We start from the raw sequence: 26,188 nt of genomic DNA, 5'->3' as shown, positions 1-26,188 counted from the left end.
CTACGGAATAGCTTGCACCACACGCAAGCGGCGGTAACGCTCTTGGATTGCTCTATAAGTCTCAACTACTGTCTCGCGGTTTACGAGAGCCACGACGCCGACGAGGATGATCCAACATGGGTTGGAGCGATCGACGATCGAATCTTCGAGAAAGTCACGAAAAACGATAAAGAACAACAACGCAGTCAGAACAAATCGGTCTCTTCCCAGGCGTTCGGCTGAAAAAAGTTCCTTCGCTGGCATTATTACCGCAGCGATTAATGTCAAAACAAGGCCTGCGGCGCCGACTTGGATCGCGATGTTGAGATAGCCATTGTGGGTGTGGTCAATCTGCTCAGCGACCCAACCGTCGGCGTATTGAAAAACCGGACTGGCTTTGCCGATCGCCCAAAACGAACCGTAGCCAGCCCCTAGAAACGGGTGATCAACAAAATAGGATGAGGCGATGGCCCATATTTGAGGCCGGCCGGTAAAGGCGCCAGGATCGTCAAGTTTACTCAGCAGTTCGGATATCTCACGGTTGTAGAAATTCAGAAATCCGAGCACGCAGACGATGGCCAAAGAGCAGACAACAAGCCGAAGCCGGCGGTATGGCCACGTCATCGCGGCGAGAACACCGAATGCAATCGCCACGAAGAGCAGGCCAAGAGAGGTCTTTGATCCCGTTCCGATCAGGAAGCAGACCGAGAGCAATGCAAGCAGCGGGCAGACCAGGAACGATCGATCTCGCATGGCTCTGTCGATGAACACAATGGTCGCGATCGCGGTAAACGCGCCGGTCTCGTTCTTGTGAATGTGAGCCCCTCGCCAGTCTCCGATCAATCCAACATCTGGCCCTGCCGCTGTGTGAACGCCATTGGGTGACACCAGCAATGCGACCCAGTCCAGGAATAGTATGGCTACCGAAATCATGAAGAGCGCATTCAGAAACTCTGCGGCAGTCATGCGCCGAACAACGAGCGAAATGGCTACAGTAACCATTACGAGCAGCAGGACGCGTCTCACCGCGATCATCGGGTCAACGGCCCAGACGACGCTTACCAAGCACCACAACAAAACCATGGCGAGCCATGCCGGCACGCTGCCAAGGCTCTCCACTCCCTCCTCGTACCACACCCTCCACACGACGAGGGCAAAAAGAGCCGCGAAAGTGCATTGCTTGGCGAGGTCACCGCCCCCCGCTTCAAGGCTGGCAAGTTGAATATCGCCTTCGCCGAAAATGAAGACCGGAGTAAAGCCGACCCAGGCCACAAACAATGCGGCGCAGACAATCCATTGTCCCCAAAAAGACGGAGCGACTTCGAATTTACGAGCGGCTGACAAGCTCAAGACACCTTGTCTCGCACGCGATCCAGCGACGTCAGGCTAAATTCCTCTGACGATTCGAGGTTGAAGACCTGGTTGCGGTCAGACTTATTACCCGAGAGCTTGAGGCCCTTCCTTCCAAACAGCAGGATGCCCGCAAAGCCGAGCAAGAGCGAGGCGATTGCAGCCGACCCGATGGCCAGAGTGTACTTTGGAAATATCGGACGAAGCGGGACCGTCGCTAGTTGCAAAACTTTCAGCGGCGAAATTTTCGCCGCTGAGAGTTCGGCATTGATTTGCTCTTCGACCATTCGGCGCGAATATAGGTCCGAGTTCGCCACCGCTTGATCGAGCGCGCGCCTCCTCACCAGAAACTCCCGTTCATTATCCGATAGTTTGTTCAATTGTTCCGTCATCGCCACGGCTTCCGCCGCCTGTTGCTTCTCGAGGGTTACTGCGCCTACGAGTTCCGAGTTTATCTTGAATAGATTGACCATCGACTGCTGGTAGACCTGGATCATCAAAAGCGGCGGATTATCGCTGACGTCGGAACCGGAACGAGGAGCACTCAATTGGCTCGATGCCGGCGGCTGCGCTGGCCCAACCTGCGGGCGGTCCGGTTTGAAGCTATCGACCAGCGATGAGAGGTAGGGAGAACGCGTGACGGGAGCGAGCTTTCGAAGTTGATCGAGCATGTCTTTCAGCTCGCCGTTTTTCTGTGCGATTAATCCGCGCGTGCTAGCCATCGAATTCAACAAGTCGCTTTGACGCTGCAGCAGCAACTTGCGCTGCTCATCGGCCGAATAGGTCTGTGTCCGTTCCGCGAATTCATTCACAGACATCGCAGCCTCCTTCAGCTGATCGTCGAAGCGTTGCTTCTGTCGCGTGAAGAATTCCGAAGCGCTATGGCTGCTGTATAATTCCAGATAACGATCGATCAGCGAGCGCGCAATCGCGTTTGCGAAAGCCGCGGCCACGAGCGGGCGTCTATCCCGGAACGAGATTCGCAGCACATCGCTGTTGGGCTCAGCTTGGATGGACAAGCCATTCCGAAGTTGGAACGAAGCAGCATCGAGCTTATCGAGGCTTGCCGGCGGTAACGTGTCACCTGCGAAGAAATGTTGCCTCAGGCGAGTGAAAATTGAGTCCGGCATCGTCGGCGTGTGATCGAAAAGCGTGTCCATTCCGACCGATTCAATCGCGGAATGGATGACCTCGTCACTCTCAGCTATCCGAACGAGAGACGCGCCCTTTGTGGGAACCTTCTGGGGCGTCCCGCTTGCATCTTGTGTGCTGCTTTGACTGGCAAAGACGAGCGCTAATCCTTCGTACTTTGGTTGTAGGGCAAAAATTGCCGACAAAAGACCAGCAAAAGCAATTGCCGATAGGGCAATAAACAGAACGAAATTGCGCCAAACGAGGCTGAACAGGCCAGATGTGCGCTGTCCGATCATCCTGTCAAACTGACCTATATCCATGCTGCAACCTTTGCCGAATTTGTCGGGAACTTGCCCCGCGTCGTTACGACGTTTACGAAATTGATCGCTCGATAAGCTTTGAGTTAGAGTGAGGAAATCCCAGGAATCGTCTCTCACTTGCGGGTTGGAGTTTAGCCCGGATTTCTCAATTCATCATGCCCATGCATTTACCATGCCCCAACCGGAGGAGCCACAACGGTCTCTGCAAATGGTAAGCGCCCTCCGGTTAGGCTAACAGTCGGGCACGCTTCGGCAAATCTCGCGGGCGCTCCGCAAAATGACGGAGTTTTTCGCCCAAAGGGCGCTCGATCGAAAGATGCACCAGATATCCCGTCAAGTTGCACAGTAAGATAGAGGCGATTAAGAACGCCATCGGATGTTGCATCGAACGCGGCAGCAGGCCCCAGACGGTCGCGAAAACCATCAGGACGAGTGGATGAATGAGGTAGGTGCTGTAAGACGCATCGCCGGCGGTCTCAAGTACCTGTTCGACCCTGCCAGGCGCGGCTGTGACAGCGTTGGTGCAAATATAGACAGTACACACCGCCATCGCGGCAAAAAGAATCTGCCAGGACATCGGCAATGGGAAGGCTCCACCGAGCGCTATGAACGCGCCTCCGCAGGCGACTATAAGAATTAGAGAGCAAGCGATGGGATGAGGCACTGCACGCCGCCGAAGCGCGCTCTGCTCCAGCAGCCCGATGACCATTCCCAGAGCAAACAGCAGAATGATGGGATCGCTCCAGAACTGAACAGGAGTGACCGGGTCCGAATAGGGGAACGGCGGCCAGAAGATCACATGGCAAACCACCAAGGCGACGAAGACGACGAATATCCAGGCGAGGCCTAAGCCTCTTCTGAGTGTCAACGAGAGAGCGAATATCGCGTAGAACATCATCTCATAGTTGAGAGTCCATCCCTGTCCTACCATCGGCCTCATGCCCGACGCCCCCGGCGATAGATATGGAACGAAGAGCAGACTCTTAACGAGCTCTACGGGGTTGAAAGCATTCGTCCGCACCACGGAAACAACCAGAAAGACCGAGGTCGCCAGCCAGTATAGCGGTACGACCCTCAGGACGCGTCGAACAGCAAACCGCCTCGCCTGCTGGATGTCGCCGAATGTATCGTACGAGCTACGGACCATAATGAGCCCGCTGATCACGAAGAAAACAGCAACCCCGACCCAGCCTAGCATCCAGGCAAGCGCGTAGTTGTGCTCTCCGAGAAGTTGCCTGCGTATGGGATACTCCAAGGCATGATCGGCGACGACGAGCGAAGCCGCGATCGCACGGAGCGCCTGCAGGTGATGAATTTTGCCGGTTACACGCATGTCATTCTGCTTCGTGCCGTCTTGGTCCAGCGCTGGCCGATGCATTGGGCCGCGGGACCGAGACCCGAGCCGATACGTCACCTGAAGCCTGCAGCTAGCTGAGCGCCTTCAGGCTTTCCGCGACGAATGAGTTGGGTCAGAGGCCGCTCGATCAAGAAGTGCGCCAACACACCGGCAACGACCGCGGCCGGAAATATGAACCAGAAAACAAGATTGGGCGACGATTGTCCGATCTGAAAACGAAAGAATATCTGACAAAGAATCGATATGGCCGCCGAATGAACAAGGTAGATTGCATAGGATGCCTCGCCAAGCACCAATAGGGGCCAGCTCGGAACAAAGCCATGCCTTCGCTCGGCCAGCGCGAAGCCGAGCAGGATTAGAAAAAACGGAACTCCGAGCGCCATCAAATCCTTGGGCAACCCCTGCTGAGCCTCGATGGATTCGTATGCCGCTCGCGGGGCCAGTGCGACAAGCAGGAAGATTCCCAGTGTGCCGATCGGCAAACCCAACCAATCCGGAAGCTGCCTGTAAGCAAGATAGGCCAGCATCCCGAAGAAGAAGTTGATGTTCCACATGCTCATCCAGCCCATATCTAGGCTGTGCAGCAAGAAAGACGATATCATGATCGCGACGAACCAGCAGGCGAGTACGACGGCACCGGCCGCCCTGTTCAAGATCGCAATTGCAAAAATGCAGTAGAACAAGACTTCAAACAGGAGGGTCCAGGCGACCTTCAGCGGCAGCGATGGCTCATTTACCCATCGCAGAAGTGTGTAGGACGAGAGAAGGTCGCCCCAAGTGATGCCGAAGTTGATCTTTCCCACGCCAGCGACAGCTGCGGCAATAAACAAGGTCAGAAACGCCCAATAGGCTGGATAGACGCGCGAGAACCGCCGCCACAGATACGTCGTCAGTTGACGCGGCTTGCCGATGTCGCTTGCGTGAGCGAGAAAGATGATAAACCCGCTCAGCACGAAAAAGAAATTCACGCCAAACCATCCGCGGCTCGCGACCGCCTCGATCCATCCGAACGGGTGCAATCCGCCATATTCAGCATGGGCCATGATAAGACCTACGTGAAACGCCACCACGCTCACGGAAGCTAACCCGCGCATGACCTGGACGGATTGGATCGAATTGCCGGACTTCACCCTGCCTTCTGACATTACATTCTCACGCGGCTTCGGATTTGCCCGGCTCTATGCCACGGCCTTGTCCGCGGGAGTTAGAATTAGCATGATCAGGGTTACTGCTTGCGATCTCTGATGAGCCGCTGACCTTAGCCCGTAGGTTTAATCGGCTAACCCAAGCAACTTGAACTATCTTTGTAGAGAAGATCACGCCGCCGACGATGTAGCGGCGCCACAACCTCCTTGGCTCCAAAAGCAGCCTGAAGAGCCATTCCATGCGAAAGCGTCTGAGGCCTTCAGGCGCGCGTGGAAACCTATCGGCGAGGAAATCAAGTATCGCTCCGCCGTTCAATATCAAACACGGATGCCGATCGAGGTGCTTGACGAGTTCCACGGCGACGAATTCCTGCTTTGGCATTCCCATGCCGAGCAAGATGATATCCGGAGCCGCGCACGCAACCTCCTCGACATAGGCGCCGACATCCTTGAAGCCATCGATGCGAAGCACGACGTTTGCGCCAAACTCCTCGATTCGCGCGCAAGCCGCTGAAAGCCAAGGCTCTCTGGTTCCTATGACGGCAACTCGCGCTCCCGGCCGAGACTGAAGAACCGCAGGAATTAGATCAGTGCCATTGGTATTAACACCCGCCTTCAGTGCGGCCGCCTGCATGATCAATTCGGTACCGATGCCATCTCGCAGCACGATCTCCGAAGCCATCAACGCGCTATAAAACGCGGGATTACGGCAGGACAAGTTGAAAGCGTGCGCATTCAAGAATGAAACAATTGCCGGGCTGGCTCTGACTGAATTCAGACAATCTATACAATCTTTGCCGTTGCCGAATACGCGAACTTTTTCCAGCAAGCTGATTGAATGCAAATTTTCACCATCACAAAAGAGAAAAGTAATAAATCTTTAAAGTTTCTGATAACAATCGGCGATTCGTACGTCAATCGCCCGCGGAGGGCAAAAATGCGGCACTTTAAAGATATTTTTAGGCACATGACATGAGTTTTCCGCACCAGAAGCTTGCATTTAGTAGGCCGAACCAACCCGCGGCTGAGGCGCTGCCGCGATGAGAATTCTCGTCATTGGTGGCACGTGCGATCACTTGGGAGGCGTCGAGGCGTTTTGCGATCGAGCCAAAATCTCGATGGAGCGAATTTGCCCCGAACTCCGGATCGAACGTCTGTGGACCAGCACGGCATATTTGTCATTGCGGCGGCTTCCTGCATTTGTGCTCGGCGTGTTGCGCCTCATCACCTCCCGCGCTCGGGGCAATGCTGTGGCCTGGATCCAGTATGTGAATCTCCCCGATCTGATCTACATTCTCGTTGCCAAGGCACTGGGCTACGAAACCGTCGTGACCCCGCATTTGGGCTTGAATTGGAAGTCACAGCGCAATTCGACCTTGCGGACGATATCTCGGCTAATTCTGTCAAGAGCCGATCGGATTGCGTTGCTATCGCGAACCCAGGAAAGCGAAATAGCTCTCCCATCGAACGTCCAACGGTCGCTCATCCGAACCTTCTTACCGCCGGAGGTCCTTGAGCCGATCTCTGCGCCAGCCAACACCGACAACTTAGAGCTTCCGTCGGGTGAACTGCGGCTCATACATGCGAGCAGGCTTTCCGTTGCGAAGGGCACTTTTTTGATGATCGATGTTTGTGCGCGTCTTCGAGAGGCTGGCGTGACTTTTTCGGCGCAGATCGTCGGCAGTGCAGACGAGGAAACGCGCGTTTCGCTGCGAAAAAGTATTGAGGAGAAGAGCCTCTCCGAGCATGTCAGCCTGCTTGGGTGGGCCACGCCTGAACAATTGATGGGCCAACTCCGCAACGCGGACGTGCTTGTGCACCTCTCGCAAGTGGATTCCTATCCGCTCATCGTCCTTGAGGCGTTGGCTTCGGGCACGTTACCGCTAGCGCTGGATCTGGCTGGCGCCAGATCCATGATCTCGGACTATGACGGGTTGCTTGTGAGCCGCCTACAGCCCGTGGAAGACGCCGTCGCACATCTAACCACCTGCACCTTGGCTGACATCAGATCCCGCGCAGCGGCGCACGCCGGACAAGTGAGAGCGGATTTTGCGTGGCCCTCGGCAGCAATGCTACTGCTCGAATCACTGCAACCCACACGGAGCCCAACTTAGAAGCGTGCTCGTAGGCCGAGTGGAAAGAAACTTCAGCAGACACAACCCGTTCGTGCTGATGGCGTTATTGATATTCAGCGATCATTTTCGCAGCTATTTTGGACCAATCGAGACGGGCACGGGCGGTTTCCAGCGCCCCTGCCCGTAGCCGCTCGCGCAATCCAGGGTCTCCTGAGAGGCGCCTCAATGCCCGCGCCAAAGAACCGGCGTCGTTCGGTTCGACCAGGAGCCCGTTGACGCCATCCTGAACCACATCAACAATGCCGCCAACGCGACTTGCGACGACAAACCTCCCGTTCGCGAAGGCGGCTGACAGCACGCCGCTTTGGGTCGCGCTGAGGTATGGCAACACCAAGCCGTCGCACGCGCCCATCTTGACGATAATCTCGGCAGCCGGAAGGAAGCGATTGGTCACATCGACTGAAGGCAGAGAACGGAAGCGCCCTTCGAGTCGATCCAGTTCGGGGCCAGCACCAGCGATATGCAATGTACCCTCTCCGCCCTCCCGGAGGAAAATCTCCATGGCTTCGCACAGTACCTCCAATCCCTTGTAGGCCTCCATTCGACCGAACATCAGCATCGAAAACGGACCTGTTGGGCTGGAAATTTTTTCTCCCGCAAGGATGATCCCATGCTCCGTGATATGAACCCGGTCATCGCGATGCGGTGCCGGGAGGTACTCCTCAAGGTATTGCTCGCGGCATGAGAGGCCGTGGACAAAGATATGGTGAACACTTCGTCGCGTATATCGACGAAGCGGCGCTAGTCTCCTAGCGATCGCGTGATCCCCACCCATGTGAGGGACAGGATCATGGATGGTAAGCGCGAGAACCGCAAATCGTCGCGCCAGCGTTACTACAATAGCGGCTAAGACCGCCTTCCGAAATCCGCTTGGCTCCTGCCAGTGTATCACCGTAGGCCTAAACCGAATGATGCCGATCAGGAGCGTCCACAAATCGCGAATTGAGACGAGGTTGGTTTGCTGGACCTCGACCCGGGGCGCAGCGGGACGCGATCGTCCTTCATACTCGGAAATCAGGGCAGCCTGATCGATCATCAATCGAACGTCGGATTGTTCCGACAGGGCCCTAGACAGCAAATAAGAGTATTCCGGGAAATGGGGGGCAATCATAACTATCCGTTGCATTCGGCCGCTCTCTCTAAACGACTGGCTTCTCTCAACCATTTTCGAGCAAAATAGAGGGTTGCTCCAAGATAAATGATTGCTCCAAGACACAGGCCGGCGATGGACCACAGAGGGCCGGCGAACATCACCAACATCCAAACGGCTCCGACGCTCCCGATCGACGAATAAACGCTAGCCATTGCAAGATCCTTGAATTCTCCCGCGGCCTGGAGGAGCGCGCTCTCCGGCGTTTGCAGGAGACGAAGTGCGGCGAATACGGTCCAGAGCACGGTTGCAGTTGCTACGTAATCCAAATCATAGGTCGGCGGGAACAATAGACGTGGCAACCACAGAAAGATGACGACGCTGATCAGAACGGTGGCAATCCAAATCGCCGCAAGCGCGGCACGGAACAACACAAGAGACGGTCTGACGGCGGAAAATTGTCCTCCTGCGATCAATCGTGCCATCTGTGGGCGCTCAAAATCGGTAAGTGCATTCTGAGCGACGTTAATCGGGCGCATCAACAGAGAGCTTGCGGCAATTGGTGCAAATGCAGAGGGCCCCTGCAACAAAGTGACGATGTAGACATGTGCATTTGCGGTGGCCTCGGTTGTCAACACACCCAATAATGCCCATCTGGCTTGATCTTTCCAAATCAGCCGGTACCGGGCAAATGCATCGCCCCACCCCTCGCCGACGTGCAGCGAAAAATACGCTTTCCCGATCGGCACCACCCCGATTATGGCGCCAACCAACATCGAAAAGTAGCAGGCGATCTGGGGGGGCCAGCCAAGCAGTCTGATCGTGACCGCAAGCATCGCGAGAAGACTGACGCTGTACGCCAGATCCGACGCCACCGCCCTTAGCTGCTGGCAGCGGACATAGGCGAAAGAACGCCCAAACCAGCGAATAAGCGCGACCGCGCCATAAAGGGCAAAACAAATCGACGCTGATGTGCTCAGCCCGAGCCGCTCCGCAACCACAAAGAAAACGGAGATCGAAAACGCTGCGGCAATCCAACTGATACACCTAAGAACGTTGATCCCGATGCGCTGTTCGGCGATCGAAGTTTCCAGCAAGAGTACTGGCAAAGGCGCACAAAACAACGCGCTCCAAATGCCCCAGCTGAATTGAGCTGCTACCAGCAAAAATGTAAAAACGCCGAATTCGGCAGGTGACAATACTCGCAGCATAAGCAAGGAAAGCGCGAGATGGATCGCTGCCACGCTGACGGGCCCGACGACGGCGATCGCGTAGCGCAACAGCTTTGTCGAACTCCAGGAAAAGGTGCTCATGCGTCAGTCTCGATCTGATCAAGGGCCACGAAATCTAGCTGCGCCGACGGCGGCCTGCGATGGACATCGGATCGGTGGTAACCGCTGGGGATGATGTCTTCAACTACGACTGAAAACGCAATCACTTGGGATGGGCCCCGATCGGCCTCGAATTCGTTAGAAATTAACGACCGACGACCTTGAACTACTCCTGCTTATTTCAACATGTATTGCATGTGCCAGTATTTTTCGTCCAGTTGCATCATTAATGTAAACTCGTGGTGGACGTTTGCTTGAAGAAAGCGCCACCCCAGCGTGTTTTTGCCGCGCGACCTGCCGCCTTTTATCTTTCAGCTTAAAGTGACAGAAACAGGCCTCGTCCTAAAAGTTGACCCACATCATTTGTGGGAATTTGATTCATGGACGCGCCAAGCTCGAGTTACGAGATCCATATGGTCGGTGGTCAGAAGACCATCGTCAAGAATGGCGTATATGTTGCGAACAATGCCTGGAATCCAGGCTCTCTCGTTGATGGCGTTGACTACACGATTCAGAGTACGTCCAACTTGAATAACCTGACGGAAGGGACCACGTTTCAATGGTCGTTCCCAACCGTCACCGATCTGTACTCGCCGGTCCGCGCCTATCCGGACATCATTTTTGGCGTCGCGCCTTACGGCGATACGGTTAATGCGACCGATACGACACACACTTTTCCGATGCAGTTGGGGAACATCGCAGCTCTCACCGCCGACTACAGTACGACCTATTCGGGAGATACAACCGGTTTCAATGTCTCGTTCGATATCTGGTTGACCAGTGCGCCGAATGGCGACGGATCAACCGTCACAAACGAGATCATGATATGGACCCATGGCAATGGCTTCCAACCCTGGGGAGATGCCATAGGCAAATACTCCAATGGGGCGTATTCGGGAACATTCTACCATACGGGCACCTATACGGCGCTCATTTTGGACAAAGATGTCCCTGCGGGTACGATCGATATCAAATCGGTGTTCGATAGCCTCAAAAGCCTCAATGTCGTTTCCGACAAGGAATGGCTCGCTTCCGTCGATTTTGGATCCGAGGTAATTTCAGGTTCTGGATCTCTAACCGTCAACAATCTTGATCTTTCGCTGACGACGACTGACGGCACCCACAAGGAGATATCAGGCAACGGCACAATGATTGTCGGAGGGAGTGCGGACGACCTTCAGCCCATAACAAATTCTTTGGGAGTCCTCACCGGTTACCACGAGACGACATCCGACGCTGCCGGCAATCAAATTGTTCGGACGTACGACAGCGAGCGAACGTTGCTCACTACTGAATCGATCAACACCGCTTCGAACGGAAATGTCTTTACTGAGACACACGACGCTAATGGCAATTTTCAGAGCCTGACCGGCGTCATTCAAAACGCCGACGGGTCAACCCTAACGGCGCACTACAGTGGGTCGCACGCGTTGACAGGATGGGAGATATCTAAAACCGGCAGCGCCGGAGACGTCACGACCGTCTACTATTCGAGCACAGGCAGCGTCACTGGAAGCTCTATCGAGACCACAGCCGCCGACGGCACAAAAACGGTTGTTCAATACGATGCCCACGGCCAGGCAGCCGGCAACACTCCTTACCAAGCGATTACAGATCCGAATGGAACGTTCACCGGTTACAAACTTGTCTCGACCGACGACGTAGGTGATCCGCTCATCAAATTGTTCGATTTCAACAAGTCGCTCGCATTTGTCGATAGCATCAAGCATGCCCCTAACGGAGACGTATTTGTCAGCCACAGCGATGCAGCGGGTAACGCGCTCGGCGTCACCGGTCTGATACAAAAGGACGACGGCTCGGTGCTTGTGGCTCAGTATGACGCCGCTCACACCCTCCTGAACTATCACGTGGATTCCACCATGCACTCGGGAGCGGACCTTCTTCAACTGGCGCAGACGAACGCCGCCTTCCTATTGGCCGCTTGAGGATCTCGCGCTCAACGATCCGCTTCCGGTAAACCGTCGATCGAGCTCTTAAGCCTATCGAGATCTCCAGGAATTCTCAGTCAGAGGTAGCAGAGTTGCTCCTCCGTTCAAGACAAGCAATGATCGCGCGGCTCAAGTGCGTGATTTCTTGAAGTCTCGAGCGCTTCTCTGGATATCCTGCGCCGGCCGCAAGGATGGTGACCCGCGTGTGATCACAGACGATGAAGGTCGCAATTTGGGCGCAGTGGGGCAGACCGCTCGCTGCCGCGCAGTCCGCCTGTTCCAGGCGGCTTAGGCCGTTGTCGCCCCTCTCAAGCGAGCAAGCGTCTCGCGAGAGGTCTACGACATCGGTAACTCGGACGCTTCAACGCAATTCGCCTCCCCTCTACCCTGATGGTGACTCTTCAGGGTATTGGCGGTCTGCGCGCGGAAGTCGCTTCGATGGGATGACGCACTACGGAGAATCCGTTCACGTCCCTCATGAAAATTTCTCCGTTATGACCGACGGCGCCAAAACTCGCTGGTGTTATCTACTACTCGCGCTGCCCCGGGCAGGCGACGCTTCGAACCACCAGATTGCCGCCGCGTCGATGCACGGCGGGGTAGTAACTACCATCTGCACTTTCGTCGATGAAGCGATACCGTTAACCGCGTTGCATCATACTTGCCTCCCGCAGGTAGTGACAATTGGAGCTGAGCCACCGTTCGCCTTGCGGCCGAAGCGACTTATCCGATTATATCGCTCGTTCGTATTATCGAAGACGGCCTCATGGCGTTGCAGAAGCGCGGCGATCGGCACGCTTTCTAGGCAGACGACGGCTCCGCTCGACGGAAAAACGCGTTACCCAAAATAGGCAATTCAATCATTTGGTGGACGATCACTCCGACAACCGTTGCAGTCAGCACTGCGCCAGCGAGATACAACTGAACTCCGTGAGTTAGTTCGAACAGACCCACTCGCTGATACAACTGCCCGAACGCGGATATCACCAAGGAGTGGGTGATATAAATCGAATAGGACGCATCTCCCAGCAAGCATGGCAACCAGTAGAATTCAATTGGCTGAGAGACATCCAGAAGCACGATTCCAGCAACGACTGCCGTGGACGCGATTAGCGCGCCGATCAGACCAGATTCAGTCGCAGGCGACAAAGACGCGCCCAGAAGCAAGAGCGCTATACACGCGGCTCGTGGCGCGCGCCCTCCCCTTGTCACATAGAAGCCGAGCAGCACGCCGATAGCGAATTCAGCAAGATATGGCGACGTGTAAAACGCAATTGTCTTGTTCTCAGATTTCAAAACGAAACCGGCGGCAATGAGCACCACCAATGCAATCAAGAGCACGAGCAATCGAAAGCGTCTTCCCAAGAACAAACATGCGCCGAAAATGAAATAGAAAAACATTTCGTAGTTCAGTGACCAACCAGGAATAACGACTGGTTCCATCTTCCCTGTGATGGGATGACTCGAGGGAACGAACAGGAACGAACTCACGGCGTGCCAGAGATCAAATTTTCCGGACTTAACTAATGATGGCGTCAACACGAGCGCGGCAACGGCAATTGAGGTGACAAGCCAATACAGCGGAACGATACGACGCACACGCCGCCACCAGAAGCGCCAAGGGCTGACATCACTTGGCGGAGCAGTAGAGACCCACATTATGAAGCCGCTGATTACGAAGAAGACGTCAACTCCCATGGTGAGCCATTGATGATTAGGAAGTGGAGCACCTCCGCGGCTTATTTGCGCTCCGCAATGAAAGACGACAATCATCAAAGCAGCCGCGCCTCTCAAATATTGGATACCGATAAACTCCAAGCGAGATGTCGATGATTGTCCCAAATGATTAATCCTACTTATAAAGCGTGACTGAAGGACCGGCTCGAATTAATGTTCGTCTCGGCAAACCGACATTTCGCGGGCAATCGAACATCGCGACGATAAGTAGTAGAAATAAACGACGTCAACAAATCGGCCCATACAGCATCGGGTCCTCGACGCCAAGAATGGGTTGCCAAAAGCTCTCGAAATGGCGCTCGGTGGGCGAAATAGATGATGCCGAGCGGGATATTAGATGTCCAAACGCGCAAATGTTTCTCGCGTAGACTACTGGAACAGCCCGGCGGCGCAATAGGGGTTCAAGTATTTGGCTTTAGCCGTAGAGTTTAGACGCGCACAAGCTACCACAGAAAACTCTACCCCCGCCCCCGGAACACAAAACCTGCCGTGATCGCCGCGTCCATCAACCGCAGCCAAATTGACCAACCCCTTGCGCCCGCTAGAAATCGGCCTGCAAGCCCAGCGGCTGGCTCGGCGCCATGCTAGCGCATATCCTCTCGCCATAACCAATGACACCACCCTCACCGGTTGTCGCAATAACAATCCGCACGAGAAGACTTACCAAATCTACTCACCGATGTCTGTGTCGGGGCCATTGGCGTGCGCGCAGGCGAGCCGATACATGCCGATCGATGGGGATGGGCAACTGGCTTCTACGGGCTTGGGGCCGGGCACCGGCTGAAGAGGCATTGCCGCCACCTTCGAAGCCGCGCAAGGTCTTCGAGTCCGCGTGGAGGAGCTGCGGCCCACCATCCCCGACAGCGCCCTTCGCCGAACGGAGGCACGATCGCGACTCGCGCGGCGAAATGAGGGCCAAGCGCGCACGTAGCTCAGGATGGCCGCATCTATATCGACAAGTTCTATGCACTATTCCTGTTCAAGCTAAAGCCAGCGGCAGCGAGTTCGGCGCGGGCATGAAGTTCGCGGTCGAACACGGCCGGTTGTCGAAGCACGAGAGCGGCACTTACGTGAAGCTGATGCTCAGTGAAGGTCGGCTGACTCGCAACTAGGAACGTACCGGCCGAACAACTGAGGCGGCCTTATCTCGGCCTCTCCGCGCCGATGTGCAGAATGTATAGGGTGTTTTGAAATTCGTCCGTGACCTCCATCCGCCAGTCGCATTCGGGCTTAAGCTTGCCATCGAGGCCTTTCAACCTCTGTCCTGCCGTTTCGGCGGCTGCTTTCCAAGCGGCGTGCCTATCGAGCAGGTCTTCACCCTCTTGATCAATCCGGCGGCGGTGGTGAACCACATGAAAAAATATCGCGGCATAATCTTTAAAACCGAAGAATTGTTTGTTCTTCCTTACCCCGGAGGCGCTAGTCCCGAAGAGGTAAGCCCATCGCTCAGCCGAGCCCCTGTTTGCTACGCGGGCCTGTCCAAGAAGCGCCGCGCCAGCGGCCATTTGGTCGAGCCTGCGGTGCCCGAGCTTACCTGCGCAGACACCCGCAATAGGTTACGACGGATTGGCCTGCGTCGGCCGGCGATTTTGCGTTAGTGCAAAATCCCGATAAAGATAGTAAGTTTTAGAACCAAATAATTAGAATGCTGCGGATTTAGGCGACGCGCGCTCGGGATTTTTAATGCGCACAATTCTCATCATTCTCGGCGCCTGGCTGTTGATCAATGTATTGGCCGTCGTGGTGTTGATAGCTCCGCGGAAGCGCCGGGCGCCCAACTCCAGGCTACCCGTCCGGGCCGATGCCCCCCCTGCTGACGACCCGCCCCTCTCGCTTCGACACGTGATCATCGCGGTTGCGCTTGGCGCCTTCTTCTCGCTGACACTGCCACTCCTCGAAGCATACGACGCCCTTCGCCGCGGCTTCCTCCGCTTCAGAGGACGAACTGTAGGCGAGAACGGAAAAGTGCCACGTGAAGAGACCCTCGTCTCGAAGCTTACCAAGTTACGCACAAAGCATGACGGGCGCTTGGGGGAAAAGCAGTCCGACGAGGATAACAAAGGTTAGGCTACTATTGCTTCGCTGCGGATCGTATGCCGGCGTACCTAGAGACTGCTCCGATATATTCTTAGTGTATTGGGACACAATGGTCGCCGGATTCGCATTCGTGAAGATTCCAGAGCTTGCCGAAAGGCGCGGGCGAAAAGACAACAATACGCGCTGGCCGCGGCGGCACGTATTTTTGGGAGCAGCCCCCCACGTACCCCGCAACGTGAATAAAGGCCGAAGAGCTGCAACGTCGAGATTTCTCCACGCAAGGCAGCCGACTCGCCTGCGGCCTCTGTTACCCCGGAGCGATCGACGGTTACTGGAGTCTATTAAGAACGCCACGTGTCAGCACCCACCCGGGCTTGCTGGATTGGGCTAGGTATCGTCTCTTCAGTAGCACTCATATGGCACTCACCAAACGCACAAACCTGTCGTGCTCGCCGCGGCCATCAATCCACGGCACGATCGCGAAAGCGCCGAAATGAATGCAAAGCGGGCGCGGGGCGACAAACACGACAGCGAGATCAGGAACACCCTGATGCGCAGCGTCTGTGGAACCACATTCGACAGCTGGAATCCGGCGGAGAGCTTATCCACATCACCGCCGCGCAGGCGGCCAACGGGAGACGCCGATGAAGCACGCCGCAGAACGCCCCTATGCGGGCCCGGAAATGGCCGCGCGCAAGCTCGTCGAGCTCGCAGCCAATATCGAAGCCGTACAGGACGGCCGCATCTACATCGAGCGGATCAACGCGCCCTTCTTGTTCAACCTGAAGGGCAGTGGCGGCGAGTTCGGCGCCGGGCTCAAACACGCGATCGAGCGCGGCTGGCTCCAGCTGCACGACGTATGTCCGGCTGATCGGCACCAGCGCTTAAGGAACCACAAGGGCGGCGAAATATTTGAGTCGTCGCCAGCTCGCCGGCAGAGTTGGCGGAGCGGCCCCGGCCTACCCTTGACCCCCTCTCAGCCGGGGCCTCTCCGCCGTTGTCGTATCGGAGTAGCGGATGCGTTCCTCGCCCTCGATCGTGCCGACCGCCTCGACCGCGACATCTATCTGATGCTCGAAGACTTCGGCGCGCGCGCCGGTTGCGCCTGGCGCGAGACGGATGAGGCTGACACCGACCTTGAGGGCGTCCTGCAAAAGCTCCTGTCCGGCCTGTACGCCTACCCAGTCCGAATTGTATCCTTCAATCCCGTCGAGGGGTGGTCCCGCGATGCGACTTCCGACGTCGCCGACGTCCTGGCTCAGCGCGCAGCCGACACTGAGATCTCATCTGCGCCGCAAGACTTCATCGCCGCCAACGCCACACAGCGCCTCGACATGCAGCTGGCTCTGCCCTTGCGCGGTGTCGCCTGACGGTGGCGAACTTCCGCTCCAGGTCGAAGAGGGCAACGCAGGTTCGAAAACAATCGAGTCAATGGCCCGGCGCTGACTCGGTTGTTGAAGGTCGACGCTTTGGCAGCGCATGGTATCGCAAAGAGATACCGAGCTGATGCGCTTTGACAGCCACCGACGAGACGCCTCGGTTCAATTCAGCGGCTATCTTTTCGCGGCGGTGATTCCCGGCCATCGCCTTGAGCTTCTCGAGGTCTTCTAAGGTCCATGGGTGGCGAACAGAATTGGCCATATGCCGATCCTCCGAAACGAAAGATTTGGCCCGAAGCACAATTTCCGCTGGGACCAAAAGTTTCATTGGATCAGCCCGCAGACCGTGCGCAATGGCTGCGCCAGCGCGATCCGCTCGAGATCCCGCGCGCCGTCGAGACCCTGCTGCCGCTGCTGACGCAGGCGAAAGCGCGGCGCCTATCCACACCCACGACGCGCAGTAGCTCGCGCGCGTTTCGAGGCCCAAGGGATTGATAATTTGCGAGCCGCTCCGGTGCCGCTTTGATGGCTGCATGCCTCGCCCTGTCCGCCGTCACACGCCCACGCACACCGACGGGCGACCGCTCAAAATCACCTTCGGTGAGATGCGCGAGATGGGCTTGCGTGGCGTCTTGATCGATTGCCATTGTGGCCATCACATCGCTCTGGACGCCGACCTTTGGCCTGACAGCGTAAGGCTTTCCGATCTCGAGCCACAGTTTGTCTGTCAGGGGTGCGGGAGCCGAGGTGCCGACGTCCGACCCAACTTCGATCGGGGCAACTCACGGCTTGCAATCACTGAGGCGGCCTCTCTGCGCTGGGAGGCTTATGTCGAAGCGCGCAGACCGGGTGAATCCAGCACAGGGTAACCGAGTTATCGATCCGGCTGGCCATCCGTAGAAGTTCGTCGCGTCGAATGCCATCAGGCATACCCTCAGCCTGCTTGCGCAAGTCAATTGTCTCGTCCTCTAAGCGGTATTGAAACATCGATGATTGCTTGAACATGGGTGCTCCCTGTTCGGTTGGGCGGGAGCGCAATGGGCGTTCTCGTACAACCGATAGAAGCCATGAGCCGGACGGTGATAAAGGTTGTTAACACTTGTGGCAGACCAAACCTGAGCAATTTTGATCATCCCCTTGGGCGCACTCGGGACTGCCGGCGCCCATAAACGCACGAGCCTGCCGGAACGGCCCGCCAGCGTGAACCGGCGGGCCCTTTGTCTCAGTAACGAGCGATCAGTAGCCGTATCAGGCGCATTCCCGTACCAAAGTTAGTACTTAAACTCCGGCATGGCCTTCAATTCGTCCTTAGTGGCGTTATACACCGCGTGATCGGGATACCAACGCGCACTGGCGCTGGTTGTGGTGGTTGTAGTGGTGGTAGTTGCGGCACCGGTGGTGGTTCGCGTGGTGCTGTCTGGAGCGGAAGTAGTTGCAGGCGCATTCCCCGGTGGGGACGTTGTTGACGCAGTTGTCGAGGTCACCGGCTGGTCAACCCACTTCAGCTTATCGAAGGCGACCGCCACGTAATGCTCGCCCAGGCCGAGAACGCCGCCCACACCCAGAATGACATTGGCCACCCTGCCTGACCTATCCAAAATCACGTCGTGGATGTCGCCGATCTTCTCGTTTGCTTCATTGTACACATCGACGCCGGCGAGCTTGGACGCGCGCCATTCACCCTCCTTGTGCGTGGTAGCACTGGTAGCCGAGGCCGCTTGGTTTGTAGCTGTTTGAGCCGCCGCCGCGCCGGTCATCGACGCGGTGGCCAGGAAGGCTATTGCAAGATATTTGGAAATCATGATGTTCCTCCAATGTTTTTAGGGAAACAATATTGCGGTGGGAGTGGTTCCAGCGGCGGAACGGTTATTTCCCTAGTGCCAGCCCCGCCTCCGCACGCGAAGGCCGGCGCTGGACCGCGGTCGGGACGGCAAAGGAAATGGCTGGTGCAAGGCGGCGGCTATCAATCGCAAGTATCTGACCCCCGAGGCCGAAGAGGGACCAATGACTGTCAAAGGCGTGGCGTTTTAGTACGACGTGATAGGCTCGCCAGCGTGAGCCGGCGGGCCTCGTGCCTCCGCTTCAACTGCCGGCGGTATGCCGCCAGCTGGCGCCCCTGTGCGCTAGCTGGCGGCTCCCCACACTCACGCGCTCTCGACGAGCCACTTCACGCCCTGCCGCCTGCCGGATATGCACGGGTGAACTCTCCTTGGCGCTTGATGCGGTCGTAACGAAACGTGCAGCCATGAGCGCGGGCAAAGACTCCCGCCTCTGCAATCGCGAGGGCACGCGTGCCGCCGAACGTGCGCTCAATGTATCGGTCGCGAATTATCAGCCGCTCGTCCATCGCGATAACATCCAAAACACTCGCTATTCGAAGCAGGTAGTCCTCGCGCGTTTCCATGAAGGCCCGCCGTCTGCTACTAGATCGCCGGCCGGACGATCTGCGGCTGTCCGATTTCGAGCCGCGGTTCGTCTGCCAGGGTTGCGGCAGTCGCGGCGCCGAGATCCCGCCCGACTTCGAGCGTGGCGATGGGCGACTTGCCATCGTGGACCACTGGATTGGCGCGCAGAAGTAGCGATCCATTCAGATCGAAGGTCAGAAGTTAAATCCGATGATAAACCGGATGGCAAAGAAGGAGCCGGCGGCGACAATAGCCGTCGCACTAATCGCGAACACAACTCTCCAAGTCTCATCCAATCGATGCCTCGCACAAAAAAACGGCCCCAGCATCGGCCGGGGGGCATGATGATGCTGGGGCCTCCGGACAGGCTCTGACCTTGTGGGACAGAGACCGTCACCGGAAAGACAAGCCGGCCAGCATCCGGACGTTCCCAGCCCAAGTCTTAATCTCCGCTACTTCCTATCTCTTTCCGAGAGCACGCGGGATCTAAGCCGCGCCGCCCTCGGGTGCAACTGTCCAGTCCCAGCTGGATTCCGTCGCCGTAGGCAGCCTAAGCGATTCCAACGCTAGGCAGACCTAAGCGACACCTTTTCCACACCACGACGGGCAGTAGCTCGAGCTCGTTCCGCGCCGCCAGGTTTTGACGCAGGTTTTAACGAGTGGCTTCGGGAACGTTCGGTGCTGGCGTTGCTTGGAGAGCAATGACGAGCACGACCGTAGTTCTCATTCCCGGCATGCTGAACGCCCTTCGCCTGGTGCGCGTTTACGGCTTTATTGTCGAGCGCAGAGACGGCCTGTATTACCCCGGCAGCAACCAGGCGGCATGCTCGAAGGCTTTGGCAGAGAAGATGGTTGAAGGCGGCTGGCTGGTGAAATACGGAGAGCGTTATCAACCTACAGAGAAGGGTTGGCACGCAGGAGAAGCCGGTTCGGATGTGGGGTAAGACAGGTGCATCCCAAAGCCGCCCGCGGCTTGCTCCCTCTTCGCGACACCGAGGCCGCCAACTGAAGCGCCCTTACTGCTTCGTCCTACTTCTGTCGAAAATGAACGCGGCTTGAAACACCCGCTCAACGTCTGTTCTCACTTCCACGGAAACGTCCTGCCGTATCGTGGCAAAGTCCTTTGCCAAGTTCGCAAGCGACCTAGCGGCTTCGACCTCGGCCTCTTGCTGAGTGTCGAATTCCAGGCCTTCCTCGTCCGGGTACAGACCGGTGTCGTCCCGGATGTCGAAGTAGTACCGGGTCATGCGCCGCCCTCATTCGAGGGAGAGCAACAGAAGAAATGTTCGCCCGTTCCTACTCCGGCGACTGTAGCCCGGGCGATCTCAGCCAATCGTTGATGTGACAGCCAGTCTCAACTTGTCTGGCTTTGCGGAGGAGGAATTCGCGCTCAGGGCCGTGCGGGAGCCTCTTGGCTTCCTCTCTCAATCGCTGGGCTTCTTGGGCGAGACGTTCTTCGAGGGTGGTGGTCTGCTTAAACCTGCGGCGTTTCATCATGACTGGCCTCGTGCATACGGGTCCTAACCGTTGGGCTTGCAGCAAGAAATTTAGCCAGCCTCGTTCGGCTCGCCACCAACAAATGTTGGGAAAATCAAATCAGGCCACACAGATTTCAAACTAGGTCACTGAGGTCTGTCCAGCGCCCGGGCATGCGGAACGTGGGGCCTTGGAAGTCAAGTAGCGCTCCGAAGCAGCGGCAACTGGACTGGGCCTTCTGCCCATTCCACCTAAAGAGAAAGGGCCGCGTACCGGCGGCCCCTCCCGCCGGTCACAATATTGTTCGCAAATGAAAACCAGCCCCGGCGATGCCAAAATCAAAATTCGGCGTCTTCCAGAAATCAAGTCCTCGTCTGCCAGGCGACTGGATCTTCTCGCACGAGAGGTGCCCTCCCGGGCAGAACAAGCGCGTGCGGCGTGGCACAAGACAAGGGCCGCTGCTTTCGTACAGCGGCCCTAACTTTCCGGGTTTCAAAATTTTCGAAATGAAATTTGCCAGCCTCCCCGGTTTGCCGAGTTTTCCCGACCATCTCAGCTACTGCACTAACATTTGTGAATCTCGCCGGTGAGGAGAAGCGAACTTTCCACGCTGGGACCATAAGGAACCACAACGGCGGGCGAATATTTGAGTCGTCGCTGGCTCGCTGCCAGAGTTGGCGGAGCGGCTCCGGCCTACCCCCTTGATCCCCCCGCAGTCGGGGCGGTCTCTCCCCCTTGTCATGTCGGAGTAGCGTATGCGTTCCTCGCCCTCGATCGTGCCAGCCGACCGCCTCGACCGCGACATCTATCTGGTGCTTGAAGACTTCGGCGCGCGCGCCGGTTGCGCCTGGCGCGAGACGGATGAGGCTGACACTGACCTCGAGGGCGTCCTGCAAAATCTCCTTTCCGGCCATTACGCCTATCCGGTCCGGATTGTATCCTTCAATCCCGTCGAGGGGTGGTCGCGGGACGCGACTTCCGACGTCGCCGACGCGTTGGTTCGGCGCGCGGCCGACACCGACGCCGAGATCTCGTCTTCATTGCAAGACTTCATCGCTGCTAACGCCACAAGGCGCTTCGACATGCAGCTCGCGCTGCCTTTGCGCGGGGTCGTCTGATGTCCAGCGAGGGTAAGCCGCTGGCCGGCGGACGCGCCACGACGTGCACCAACTGCGACGATCTCGGGTGGGTTTGCGAGAACCACCCGGACCGCCCTTGGGACGGCCCGCACGCCTGCAGCTGTGGCGGCGCTGGCGCCCTCTGCCCGGCCTGCAACGCTGCTGGCGAAGGTGAAGTGCCGCGCATGCCGGAAGGCTTTCGGGTGGAGGTCGGGCCGCGAAGTCACGGCCTTTGGCAAAAGTCTCGGCCGGCGGTGCTAGAGCGGCGATCGCGGTGGCGGAGATCGGGCCGATGCCAGGAACGGTCATCAGCCTGCGCGATACTTCGTCCTCGCGAGCGCGTCGCGCGATCTCCTTGTCGAGGTCTGCGATCTTGCCATTGAGGTCGGTCAGCAGGTCTAACATCAATCGGAACATGGTGTGGGCCGCTTCGGGAAGCGAGCTGGCCATCGCTTCTTCCTCGATCAGATCGACAAGAGTCGCCACATGCGACGGCCCCTTGGGTGCAATCCAACCATATTCAGTGAGGTGACCCCGGATCGCGTTGATGAGCTGGGTTCGCTGCCGCACGAGTAGGTCACGGGTCCGAAACACCAGACCCGCCGCCTGTTGCTGTTCGCTCTTCACGGCCACGAACCGCATGCTCGGCCGCTGCGCCGCTTCGCAGATCGCCTCAGCATCGATCGCGTCATTCTTTTGCCGCTTCACAAACGGCTTTACGTAGGCGGGAGGGATCAGCCGAACTTCATGGCCAAGCTGGGTCAGCTGACGGGCCCAGTGATGCGCTCCGCCACATGCCTCCGGAGCTACCGTGCAACTCGGCTGGGCTGCGAAGAAATCCAGCAGCTTTCCTCGGCTGATCCGTTTGCTGAATATAGCTCGCCCTTTCCCGTCTGCTCCATGAGCGTGGAAAACATGCTTGGCGATATCCAGACCGATTATGATAAGCTCTGACAAGGACGCCTCCCTTAAGTGGTGCTCAACACCTCCACTTTGGCACTCGATGCCGTCGGGCGGCGTCCACCCCATCATAAGTGTCCGCTTTGAGGGGGCAAAGCCCGCTTTGACGGGCAAAGCCGACATGCTCCTTCGGCCCTTGGTTTATCGGCTAATGACCCAAAGGGTCTCTGGGAGCAAAGCCAACTTTGACGCAATGGTTGTGCATCGCACTTATTCCTTCATGGAGACCACCTACTTCAACCGGTTGTCGTTAATCGCGCCGAGGACGTATCCCAGCGATTGTCGCTGCCGCGGCTAAAGAATGCGCGTCCGGAGACGGCGTTTCGTCGATAATCAACAAGACGTTTTGAGGGTTGCCGTTGGCTTCTGCTTTGCTCCTCAGGCGAGATAGAGATTCCGCCGGCATTCATGGAACCGAAACGATTGACCTGTGTTTTCAGTACGCTGAGTCCCACGCTCACAGGGGCTGGGATAGGATTGGTATGGAAACCTTAAACCGCTTTGAAGATGCCCAGACCAACGACGGCCGTTACCGGCTACTAGTTGAGGCAATCACTGACTACGCGATCTACATGCTGGATCGCGAGGGTCGTGTGACCAGTTGGAACCCCGGGGCTAAGCGCTTCAAGGGCTACGAAGCAGACGAGATTATCGGTCAGCATTTCTCGACCTTTTACACCGAAGCTGAGCGGTCGCAGAACGTCCCTGCTCTAGCCTTGGCTGAGGCCGAGCGCACTGGCCGATTCGAGCGCGAGGGCTGGCGCGTGCGCAAGGACGGCACGCAGTTCTGGGCTCATGTTGTCATCGACGCGATCCGCTCCCCTGAGGGGGAGCTTGTTGGCTTTGCCAAAATCACTCGCGACTTGACTGAGCGCAGGGCCGCCGAGGCCAAACTGCGCGAAAGCGAAGCACAGTTCCGGTTGCTGGTTCAAAGCGTTATCGACTACGCCATTTACATGCTCGATATCGAAGGCCACGTGGCGAGCTGGAACGCCGGTGCTCAGCACATCAAAGGCTATGCCCCCGAGGAGATCATTGGCCGGCACTTCTCCGACTTCTACACGGATGCCGACCGCGCCGCCGGACTTCCGCGCATCGGCCTAGAGACCGCAACCCGGAACGGGCGCTGGGAGCATGAAGGTCAACGAGTCCGAAAGGACGGCACCGCCTTCTGGGCGCACGTCGTGATCGATGCCATCCGGGATGACGCCGGCAAGCTTGTCGGATTTGCCAAGGATGATGCCATGCGAAACGATATGGTTTGCCAGTGCGTCGACGGCGAAATGCGGCTAGATCATCGCGATGGCCATCCGTTCACGGTGAAGAGAAACGACGTATGGACCTGTGTCAAAGGTGAACCGGAGGACACTGAGAACATAGGTGATGGGGCCGCCATCATGCGAGTCATCAATCTGATGCCCGCTTGAGTTCCGACTGCCTACGTTCGAACCGCCCAGCATATTCAATCGAGGAGGCAAACTGAACTGCACCGGAGCGAGTCCGCAATGGGGCACAGGCGGACATCCGAAGCTGGGTCTGTCATTCGGCCTGCAATATTGACCCCCTAAGCCGGGGGATCGGCGTCCAAAATTGACCCCCTATAGGTTGGTCTGTTGCGCTGCCTGCTTTGGAATGAAGCAGGTGGTCGAGGATGCTGATCGTGGAGACGATTGCGCGGATTCGGCGCGAGCACTTCATCAAGGGCAAGACGATCAAGGAGATTGCCCGTGACCTGAAGGTGTCGCGGAACACGGTCCGGAAGGTGCTGAGGTCAGGAGAGACCTCCTTCGAGTACGAGCGGCAAGTGCAGCCGCGGCCAAAGCTGGGACGATGGGCAGTAGAGCTCGACGGACTGCTGGCGGCGAACGCGGCCAAACCGGCTCGTGAACAGCTGACGTTAATCCGGATCTTCGAAGAGCTGCGCAGCCGTGGCTATGACGGCGGCTACGATGCGGTGCGGCGTTACGCCAGGCGGTGGAGCAAGGAACGCGGGCAATCGACCGCGGCTGCTTATGTCCCGCTAAGCTTTGCCCCAGGCGAAGCCTACCAGTTCGACTGGAGCCACGAGGTGGTCTTGCTGAGCGGCACCACGGTGATGGTGAAGGCCGCCCATGTCCGGCTCTGTCACAGCCGCATGCTGTTCGTGCGGGCCTATCCGCGGGAGACGCAGGAGATGGTGTTCGACGCCCACGACCGGGCGTTCGCCCTGTTCAAAGGCACCTGCACCCGCGGCATCTACGACAACATGAAGACCGCCGTAGAGACGATCTTCGTCGGTAAAGGGCGTCTCTACAATCGCCGCTTCCTGCAGATGTGCAGCCACTATCTGGTCGATCCGGTCGCCTGCACGCCAGCGTCGGGCTGGGAGAAGGGGCAGGTCGAGAACCAGGTCGGGCTGGTCAGGGAACGCTTCTTCACGCCGCGGCTGCGGTTCAAAAACCTCGACGAGTTAAACGCCTGGCTGCTCGACAAATGCATCGCCTACGCCAAGGTTCATCGCCATCCGGAGCTGGTCGATCAGACGATCTGGGAAGTGTTCGAAGCCGAACGCCCCAAACTCGTTCCCTATGCCGGCCGCTTCGACGGCTTCCATGCGGTGACGGCATCGGTCTCGAAGACCTGCCTGGTGCGCTTCGACAACAACAAGTACTCGGTCGCAGCCAGCGCAGTCGGACGACCGGTCGAGGTTCAAGCCTATGCCGATCGCATCGTGATCCGTCAGGATGGACGCATCGTTGCCGAGCACCCGCGATCCTTTGGCCGCGGCGATACCGTCTACGACCCCTGGCATTATGTGCCGGTGCTCGCCCGCAAACCCGGCGCCTTGCGCAACGGTGCTCCCTTCAAAGACTGGGTGCTGCCAGCCGCGATCGAGCGGATCCGGCGCAAGCTTGCCAGCACCGACGACGGCAATCGGCAGATGGTCGACATCCTCAACGCGGTGCTGACTGACGGTCTGCCCGCGGTGGAAGCCTCTGCCCCGAGTAGTGCGGCGTGCTTACTAGGCCGCTCATGGGCGGGCCGCCGCTTGTGGCGACGGCCCCTCGCCGTGAAGGCCTCGATACGCGAAACGAGAACGGCTTCGCAACTGCATCCAGCATCGGCGCAGCGTCGGCGAATGCAGGGGCCTTCGTGCGTCAGTATTACTCGGGCTTTACGGATAGGCCCCGCGAGATTGCTTCAACGCTTCGCAGGGTCCGAGTGAATTCCGATCGCAAATGTTTTACGTGCGCCGCATCTTTTGGCTCTGAGAGAAAAGCTATTTTCACAAGGAAACGGTTCAATA

General features: G+C 57.5%; 21 protein-coding genes and 3 pseudogenes. 10 read left to right on the top strand and 14 right to left on the bottom strand.

Features of this window, described 5'->3' with window-relative positions; all coding sequences use genetic code 11:
- From AB7535_RS39820 to AB7535_RS39800, 5 genes are all read right to left on the bottom strand, one after another.
- Positions 1-1,329 (bottom strand): O-antigen ligase family protein, encoded by a 1,329-nt coding sequence (locus tag AB7535_RS39820; protein ID WP_439037650.1) that lies wholly within the window; start codon positions 1,327-1,329, stop codon positions 1-3.
- Positions 1,326-2,900: a hypothetical protein gene (locus AB7535_RS39815; RefSeq protein WP_439037649.1), complete on the bottom strand. Its 1,575-nt coding sequence runs from the start codon at positions 2,898-2,900 to the stop codon at positions 1,326-1,328. The genes AB7535_RS39820 and AB7535_RS39815 overlap by 4 nt, the downstream gene beginning before the upstream one ends.
- 109 nt (positions 2,901-3,009) lie before the next feature.
- Positions 3,010-4,116 (bottom strand): acyltransferase family protein, encoded by a 1,107-nt coding sequence (locus AB7535_RS39810; protein WP_439037648.1) that lies wholly within the window; start codon positions 4,114-4,116, stop codon positions 3,010-3,012.
- A 77-nt stretch (positions 4,117-4,193) separates the two neighbouring features.
- Entirely contained in the window at positions 4,194-5,285 is a 1,092-nt protein-coding gene (locus AB7535_RS39805; RefSeq protein WP_439037647.1) for an acyltransferase family protein, read from the bottom strand.
- A gap of 7 nt (positions 5,286-5,292) precedes the next feature.
- Positions 5,293-6,129, bottom strand: coding sequence for a WecB/TagA/CpsF family glycosyltransferase (locus tag AB7535_RS39800; RefSeq protein WP_439037646.1), 837 nt, complete (start codon positions 6,127-6,129; stop codon positions 5,293-5,295).
- 196 nt (positions 6,130-6,325) lie between these two features.
- On the opposite strand from AB7535_RS39800, the gene AB7535_RS39795 reads away from it, so the two are divergent.
- Positions 6,326-7,399 (top strand): glycosyltransferase family 4 protein, encoded by a 1,074-nt coding sequence (locus AB7535_RS39795; RefSeq protein ID WP_439037645.1) that lies wholly within the window; start codon positions 6,326-6,328, stop codon positions 7,397-7,399.
- Positions 7,400-7,463: 64 nt separating this feature from the next.
- Here AB7535_RS39795 and AB7535_RS39790 read toward each other — a convergent pair whose 3' ends face one another.
- Both AB7535_RS39790 and AB7535_RS39785 read right to left on the bottom strand, forming a co-directional pair.
- Positions 7,464-8,456: a glycosyltransferase family 4 protein gene (locus AB7535_RS39790; RefSeq protein WP_439037644.1), complete on the bottom strand. Its 993-nt coding sequence runs from the start codon at positions 8,454-8,456 to the stop codon at positions 7,464-7,466.
- A 77-nt stretch (positions 8,457-8,533) separates the two neighbouring features.
- A complete protein-coding gene (locus AB7535_RS39785) occupies positions 8,534-9,823 on the bottom strand; it encodes a hypothetical protein (protein WP_439037643.1) in 1,290 nt (429 codons plus the stop codon).
- Between the two features lie 398 nt (positions 9,824-10,221).
- On the opposite strand from AB7535_RS39785, the gene AB7535_RS39780 reads away from it, so the two are divergent.
- Complete coding sequence (locus AB7535_RS39780; protein WP_439037642.1) at positions 10,222-11,787, top strand: GH12 family glycosyl hydrolase domain-containing protein; 1,566 nt, start codon at positions 10,222-10,224, stop codon at positions 11,785-11,787.
- 804 nt (positions 11,788-12,591) lie between these two features.
- Here the strand turns inward: AB7535_RS39780 and AB7535_RS39775 are convergent.
- Both AB7535_RS39775 and AB7535_RS39770 read right to left on the bottom strand, forming a co-directional pair.
- A complete protein-coding gene (locus tag AB7535_RS39775; RefSeq protein ID WP_439037641.1) occupies positions 12,592-13,608 on the bottom strand; it encodes an acyltransferase family protein in 1,017 nt (338 codons plus the stop codon).
- 1,061 nt (positions 13,609-14,669) lie between these two features.
- Positions 14,670-15,032, bottom strand: coding sequence for a DUF6894 family protein (locus tag AB7535_RS39770; RefSeq protein WP_439037640.1), 363 nt, complete (start codon positions 15,030-15,032; stop codon positions 14,670-14,672).
- A 178-nt stretch (positions 15,033-15,210) separates the two neighbouring features.
- Here AB7535_RS39770 and AB7535_RS39765 point away from each other — a divergent pair, with 178 nt between their 5' ends.
- The 3 genes from AB7535_RS39765 (at position 15,211) to AB7535_RS39755 (ending at position 17,812) form a co-directional block, all read left to right on the top strand.
- Positions 15,211-15,594, top strand: coding sequence for a hypothetical protein (locus AB7535_RS39765; RefSeq protein ID WP_439037639.1), 384 nt, complete (start codon positions 15,211-15,213; stop codon positions 15,592-15,594).
- A 614-nt stretch (positions 15,595-16,208) separates the two neighbouring features.
- Complete coding sequence (locus AB7535_RS39760) at positions 16,209-16,934, top strand: hypothetical protein (RefSeq protein ID WP_439037638.1); 726 nt, start codon at positions 16,209-16,211, stop codon at positions 16,932-16,934.
- Between the two features lie 542 nt (positions 16,935-17,476).
- Positions 17,477-17,812, top strand: coding sequence for a hypothetical protein (locus AB7535_RS39755; protein ID WP_439037636.1), 336 nt, complete (start codon positions 17,477-17,479; stop codon positions 17,810-17,812).
- Between the two features lie 402 nt (positions 17,813-18,214).
- Here AB7535_RS39755 and AB7535_RS39750 read toward each other — a convergent pair whose 3' ends face one another.
- Both AB7535_RS39750 and AB7535_RS39745 read right to left on the bottom strand, forming a co-directional pair.
- Complete coding sequence (locus AB7535_RS39750) at positions 18,215-18,745, bottom strand: PRC-barrel domain-containing protein (protein ID WP_439037635.1); 531 nt, start codon at positions 18,743-18,745, stop codon at positions 18,215-18,217.
- 365 nt (positions 18,746-19,110) lie between these two features.
- Positions 19,111-19,347 (bottom strand): hypothetical protein, encoded by a 237-nt coding sequence (locus tag AB7535_RS39745; protein WP_439037634.1) that lies wholly within the window; start codon positions 19,345-19,347, stop codon positions 19,111-19,113.
- Between AB7535_RS39745 and AB7535_RS39740 the strand changes: the two genes are divergently transcribed.
- Both AB7535_RS39740 and AB7535_RS39735 read left to right on the top strand, forming a co-directional pair.
- The gene (locus AB7535_RS39740; protein ID WP_439037633.1) at positions 19,346-19,522 is read left to right on the top strand and encodes a hypothetical protein; all 177 of its coding nucleotides are present in this window, start codon (positions 19,346-19,348) and stop codon (positions 19,520-19,522) included. The genes AB7535_RS39745 and AB7535_RS39740 overlap by 2 nt on opposite strands.
- A 527-nt stretch (positions 19,523-20,049) precedes the next feature.
- Complete coding sequence (locus AB7535_RS39735; protein WP_439037632.1) at positions 20,050-20,292, top strand: hypothetical protein; 243 nt, start codon at positions 20,050-20,052, stop codon at positions 20,290-20,292.
- Positions 20,293-20,364: 72 nt separating this feature from the next.
- Here AB7535_RS39735 and AB7535_RS39730 read toward each other — a convergent pair whose 3' ends face one another.
- Together AB7535_RS39730 and AB7535_RS39725 are read right to left on the bottom strand one after the other, a co-directional pair.
- Positions 20,365-20,595: a DUF6894 family protein gene (locus AB7535_RS39730; RefSeq protein WP_135217240.1), complete on the bottom strand. Its 231-nt coding sequence runs from the start codon at positions 20,593-20,595 to the stop codon at positions 20,365-20,367.
- Positions 20,596-20,644: 49 nt separating this feature from the next.
- Positions 20,645-20,845 carry a hypothetical protein gene (locus tag AB7535_RS39725; RefSeq protein ID WP_439037631.1) on the bottom strand — a complete coding sequence of 67 codons (201 nt, stop codon included), beginning with the start codon at positions 20,843-20,845 and terminating at the stop codon, positions 20,645-20,647.
- A gap of 734 nt (positions 20,846-21,579) precedes the next feature.
- Between AB7535_RS39725 and AB7535_RS39720 the strand changes: the two genes are divergently transcribed.
- The gene (locus tag AB7535_RS39720; protein WP_439037630.1) at positions 21,580-21,942 is read left to right on the top strand and encodes a hypothetical protein; all 363 of its coding nucleotides are present in this window, start codon (positions 21,580-21,582) and stop codon (positions 21,940-21,942) included.
- 213 nt (positions 21,943-22,155) lie between these two features.
- Here the strand turns inward: AB7535_RS39720 and AB7535_RS39715 are convergent.
- Positions 22,156-22,899 (bottom strand): annotated as a pseudogene (locus tag AB7535_RS39715) (IS110 family transposase); the annotation flags it as partial.
- Positions 22,900-23,384: 485 nt separating this feature from the next.
- Between AB7535_RS39715 and AB7535_RS39710 the strand changes: the two are divergent.
- A pseudogene (locus tag AB7535_RS39710) lies at positions 23,385-24,137 on the top strand (PAS domain-containing protein); the annotation flags it as partial.
- A 416-nt stretch (positions 24,138-24,553) separates the two neighbouring features.
- A pseudogene (gene istA / locus AB7535_RS39705) lies at positions 24,554-25,879 on the top strand (IS21 family transposase); the annotation flags it as partial.
- Between the last annotated feature and the right edge of the window lie 309 nt (positions 25,880-26,188).

The organism is Bradyrhizobium sp. 956_D2_N1_4, assembly GCF_052076025.1.
In the GTDB taxonomy this organism is placed as follows: domain Bacteria; phylum Pseudomonadota; class Alphaproteobacteria; order Rhizobiales; family Xanthobacteraceae; genus Bradyrhizobium; species Bradyrhizobium barranii.
Note: the sequence above shows the minus strand (reverse complement) of the source record. Positions and strands in the feature narration are given on the sequence as shown.

Excerpts from the sequence above, each read along its gene's own strand:
- AB7535_RS39810 (WP_439037648.1), bottom strand. The coding sequence starts at position 4,116 with ATGCGTGTAACCGGCAAAATTCATCACCTGCAGGCGCTCCGTGCGATC.
- AB7535_RS39805 (WP_439037647.1), bottom strand. The coding sequence starts at position 5,285 with ATGTCAGAAGGCAGGGTGAAGTCCGGCAATTCGATCCAATCCGTCCAG.
- AB7535_RS39795 (WP_439037645.1), top strand. The coding sequence starts at position 6,326 with ATGAGAATTCTCGTCATTGGTGGCACGTGCGATCACTTGGGAGGCGTC.
- AB7535_RS39790 (WP_439037644.1), bottom strand. The coding sequence starts at position 8,456 with ATGATCGATCAGGCTGCCCTGATTTCCGAGTATGAAGGACGATCGCGT.
- AB7535_RS39785 (WP_439037643.1), bottom strand. The coding sequence starts at position 9,823 with ATGAGCACCTTTTCCTGGAGTTCGACAAAGCTGTTGCGCTACGCGATC.
- AB7535_RS39780 (WP_439037642.1), top strand. The coding sequence starts at position 10,222 with ATGGACGCGCCAAGCTCGAGTTACGAGATCCATATGGTCGGTGGTCAG.
- AB7535_RS39770 (WP_439037640.1), bottom strand. The coding sequence starts at position 15,032 with ATGGCCGCTGGCGCGGCGCTTCTTGGACAGGCCCGCGTAGCAAACAGG.
- AB7535_RS39765 (WP_439037639.1), top strand. The coding sequence starts at position 15,211 with ATGCGCACAATTCTCATCATTCTCGGCGCCTGGCTGTTGATCAATGTA.
- AB7535_RS39760 (WP_439037638.1), top strand. The coding sequence starts at position 16,209 with ATGAAGCACGCCGCAGAACGCCCCTATGCGGGCCCGGAAATGGCCGCG.
- AB7535_RS39755 (WP_439037636.1), top strand. The coding sequence starts at position 17,477 with ATGCCTCGCCCTGTCCGCCGTCACACGCCCACGCACACCGACGGGCGA.
- AB7535_RS39750 (WP_439037635.1), bottom strand. The coding sequence starts at position 18,745 with ATGATTTCCAAATATCTTGCAATAGCCTTCCTGGCCACCGCGTCGATG.
- AB7535_RS39740 (WP_439037633.1), top strand. The coding sequence starts at position 19,346 with ATGAAGGCCCGCCGTCTGCTACTAGATCGCCGGCCGGACGATCTGCGG.
- AB7535_RS39745 (WP_439037634.1), bottom strand. The coding sequence starts at position 19,347 with ATGGAAACGCGCGAGGACTACCTGCTTCGAATAGCGAGTGTTTTGGAT.
- AB7535_RS39735 (WP_439037632.1), top strand. The coding sequence starts at position 20,050 with ATGACGAGCACGACCGTAGTTCTCATTCCCGGCATGCTGAACGCCCTT.
- AB7535_RS39730 (WP_135217240.1), bottom strand. The coding sequence starts at position 20,595 with ATGACCCGGTACTACTTCGACATCCGGGACGACACCGGTCTGTACCCG.
- AB7535_RS39725 (WP_439037631.1), bottom strand. The coding sequence starts at position 20,845 with ATGATGAAACGCCGCAGGTTTAAGCAGACCACCACCCTCGAAGAACGT.
- AB7535_RS39720 (WP_439037630.1), top strand. The coding sequence starts at position 21,580 with ATGCGTTCCTCGCCCTCGATCGTGCCAGCCGACCGCCTCGACCGCGAC.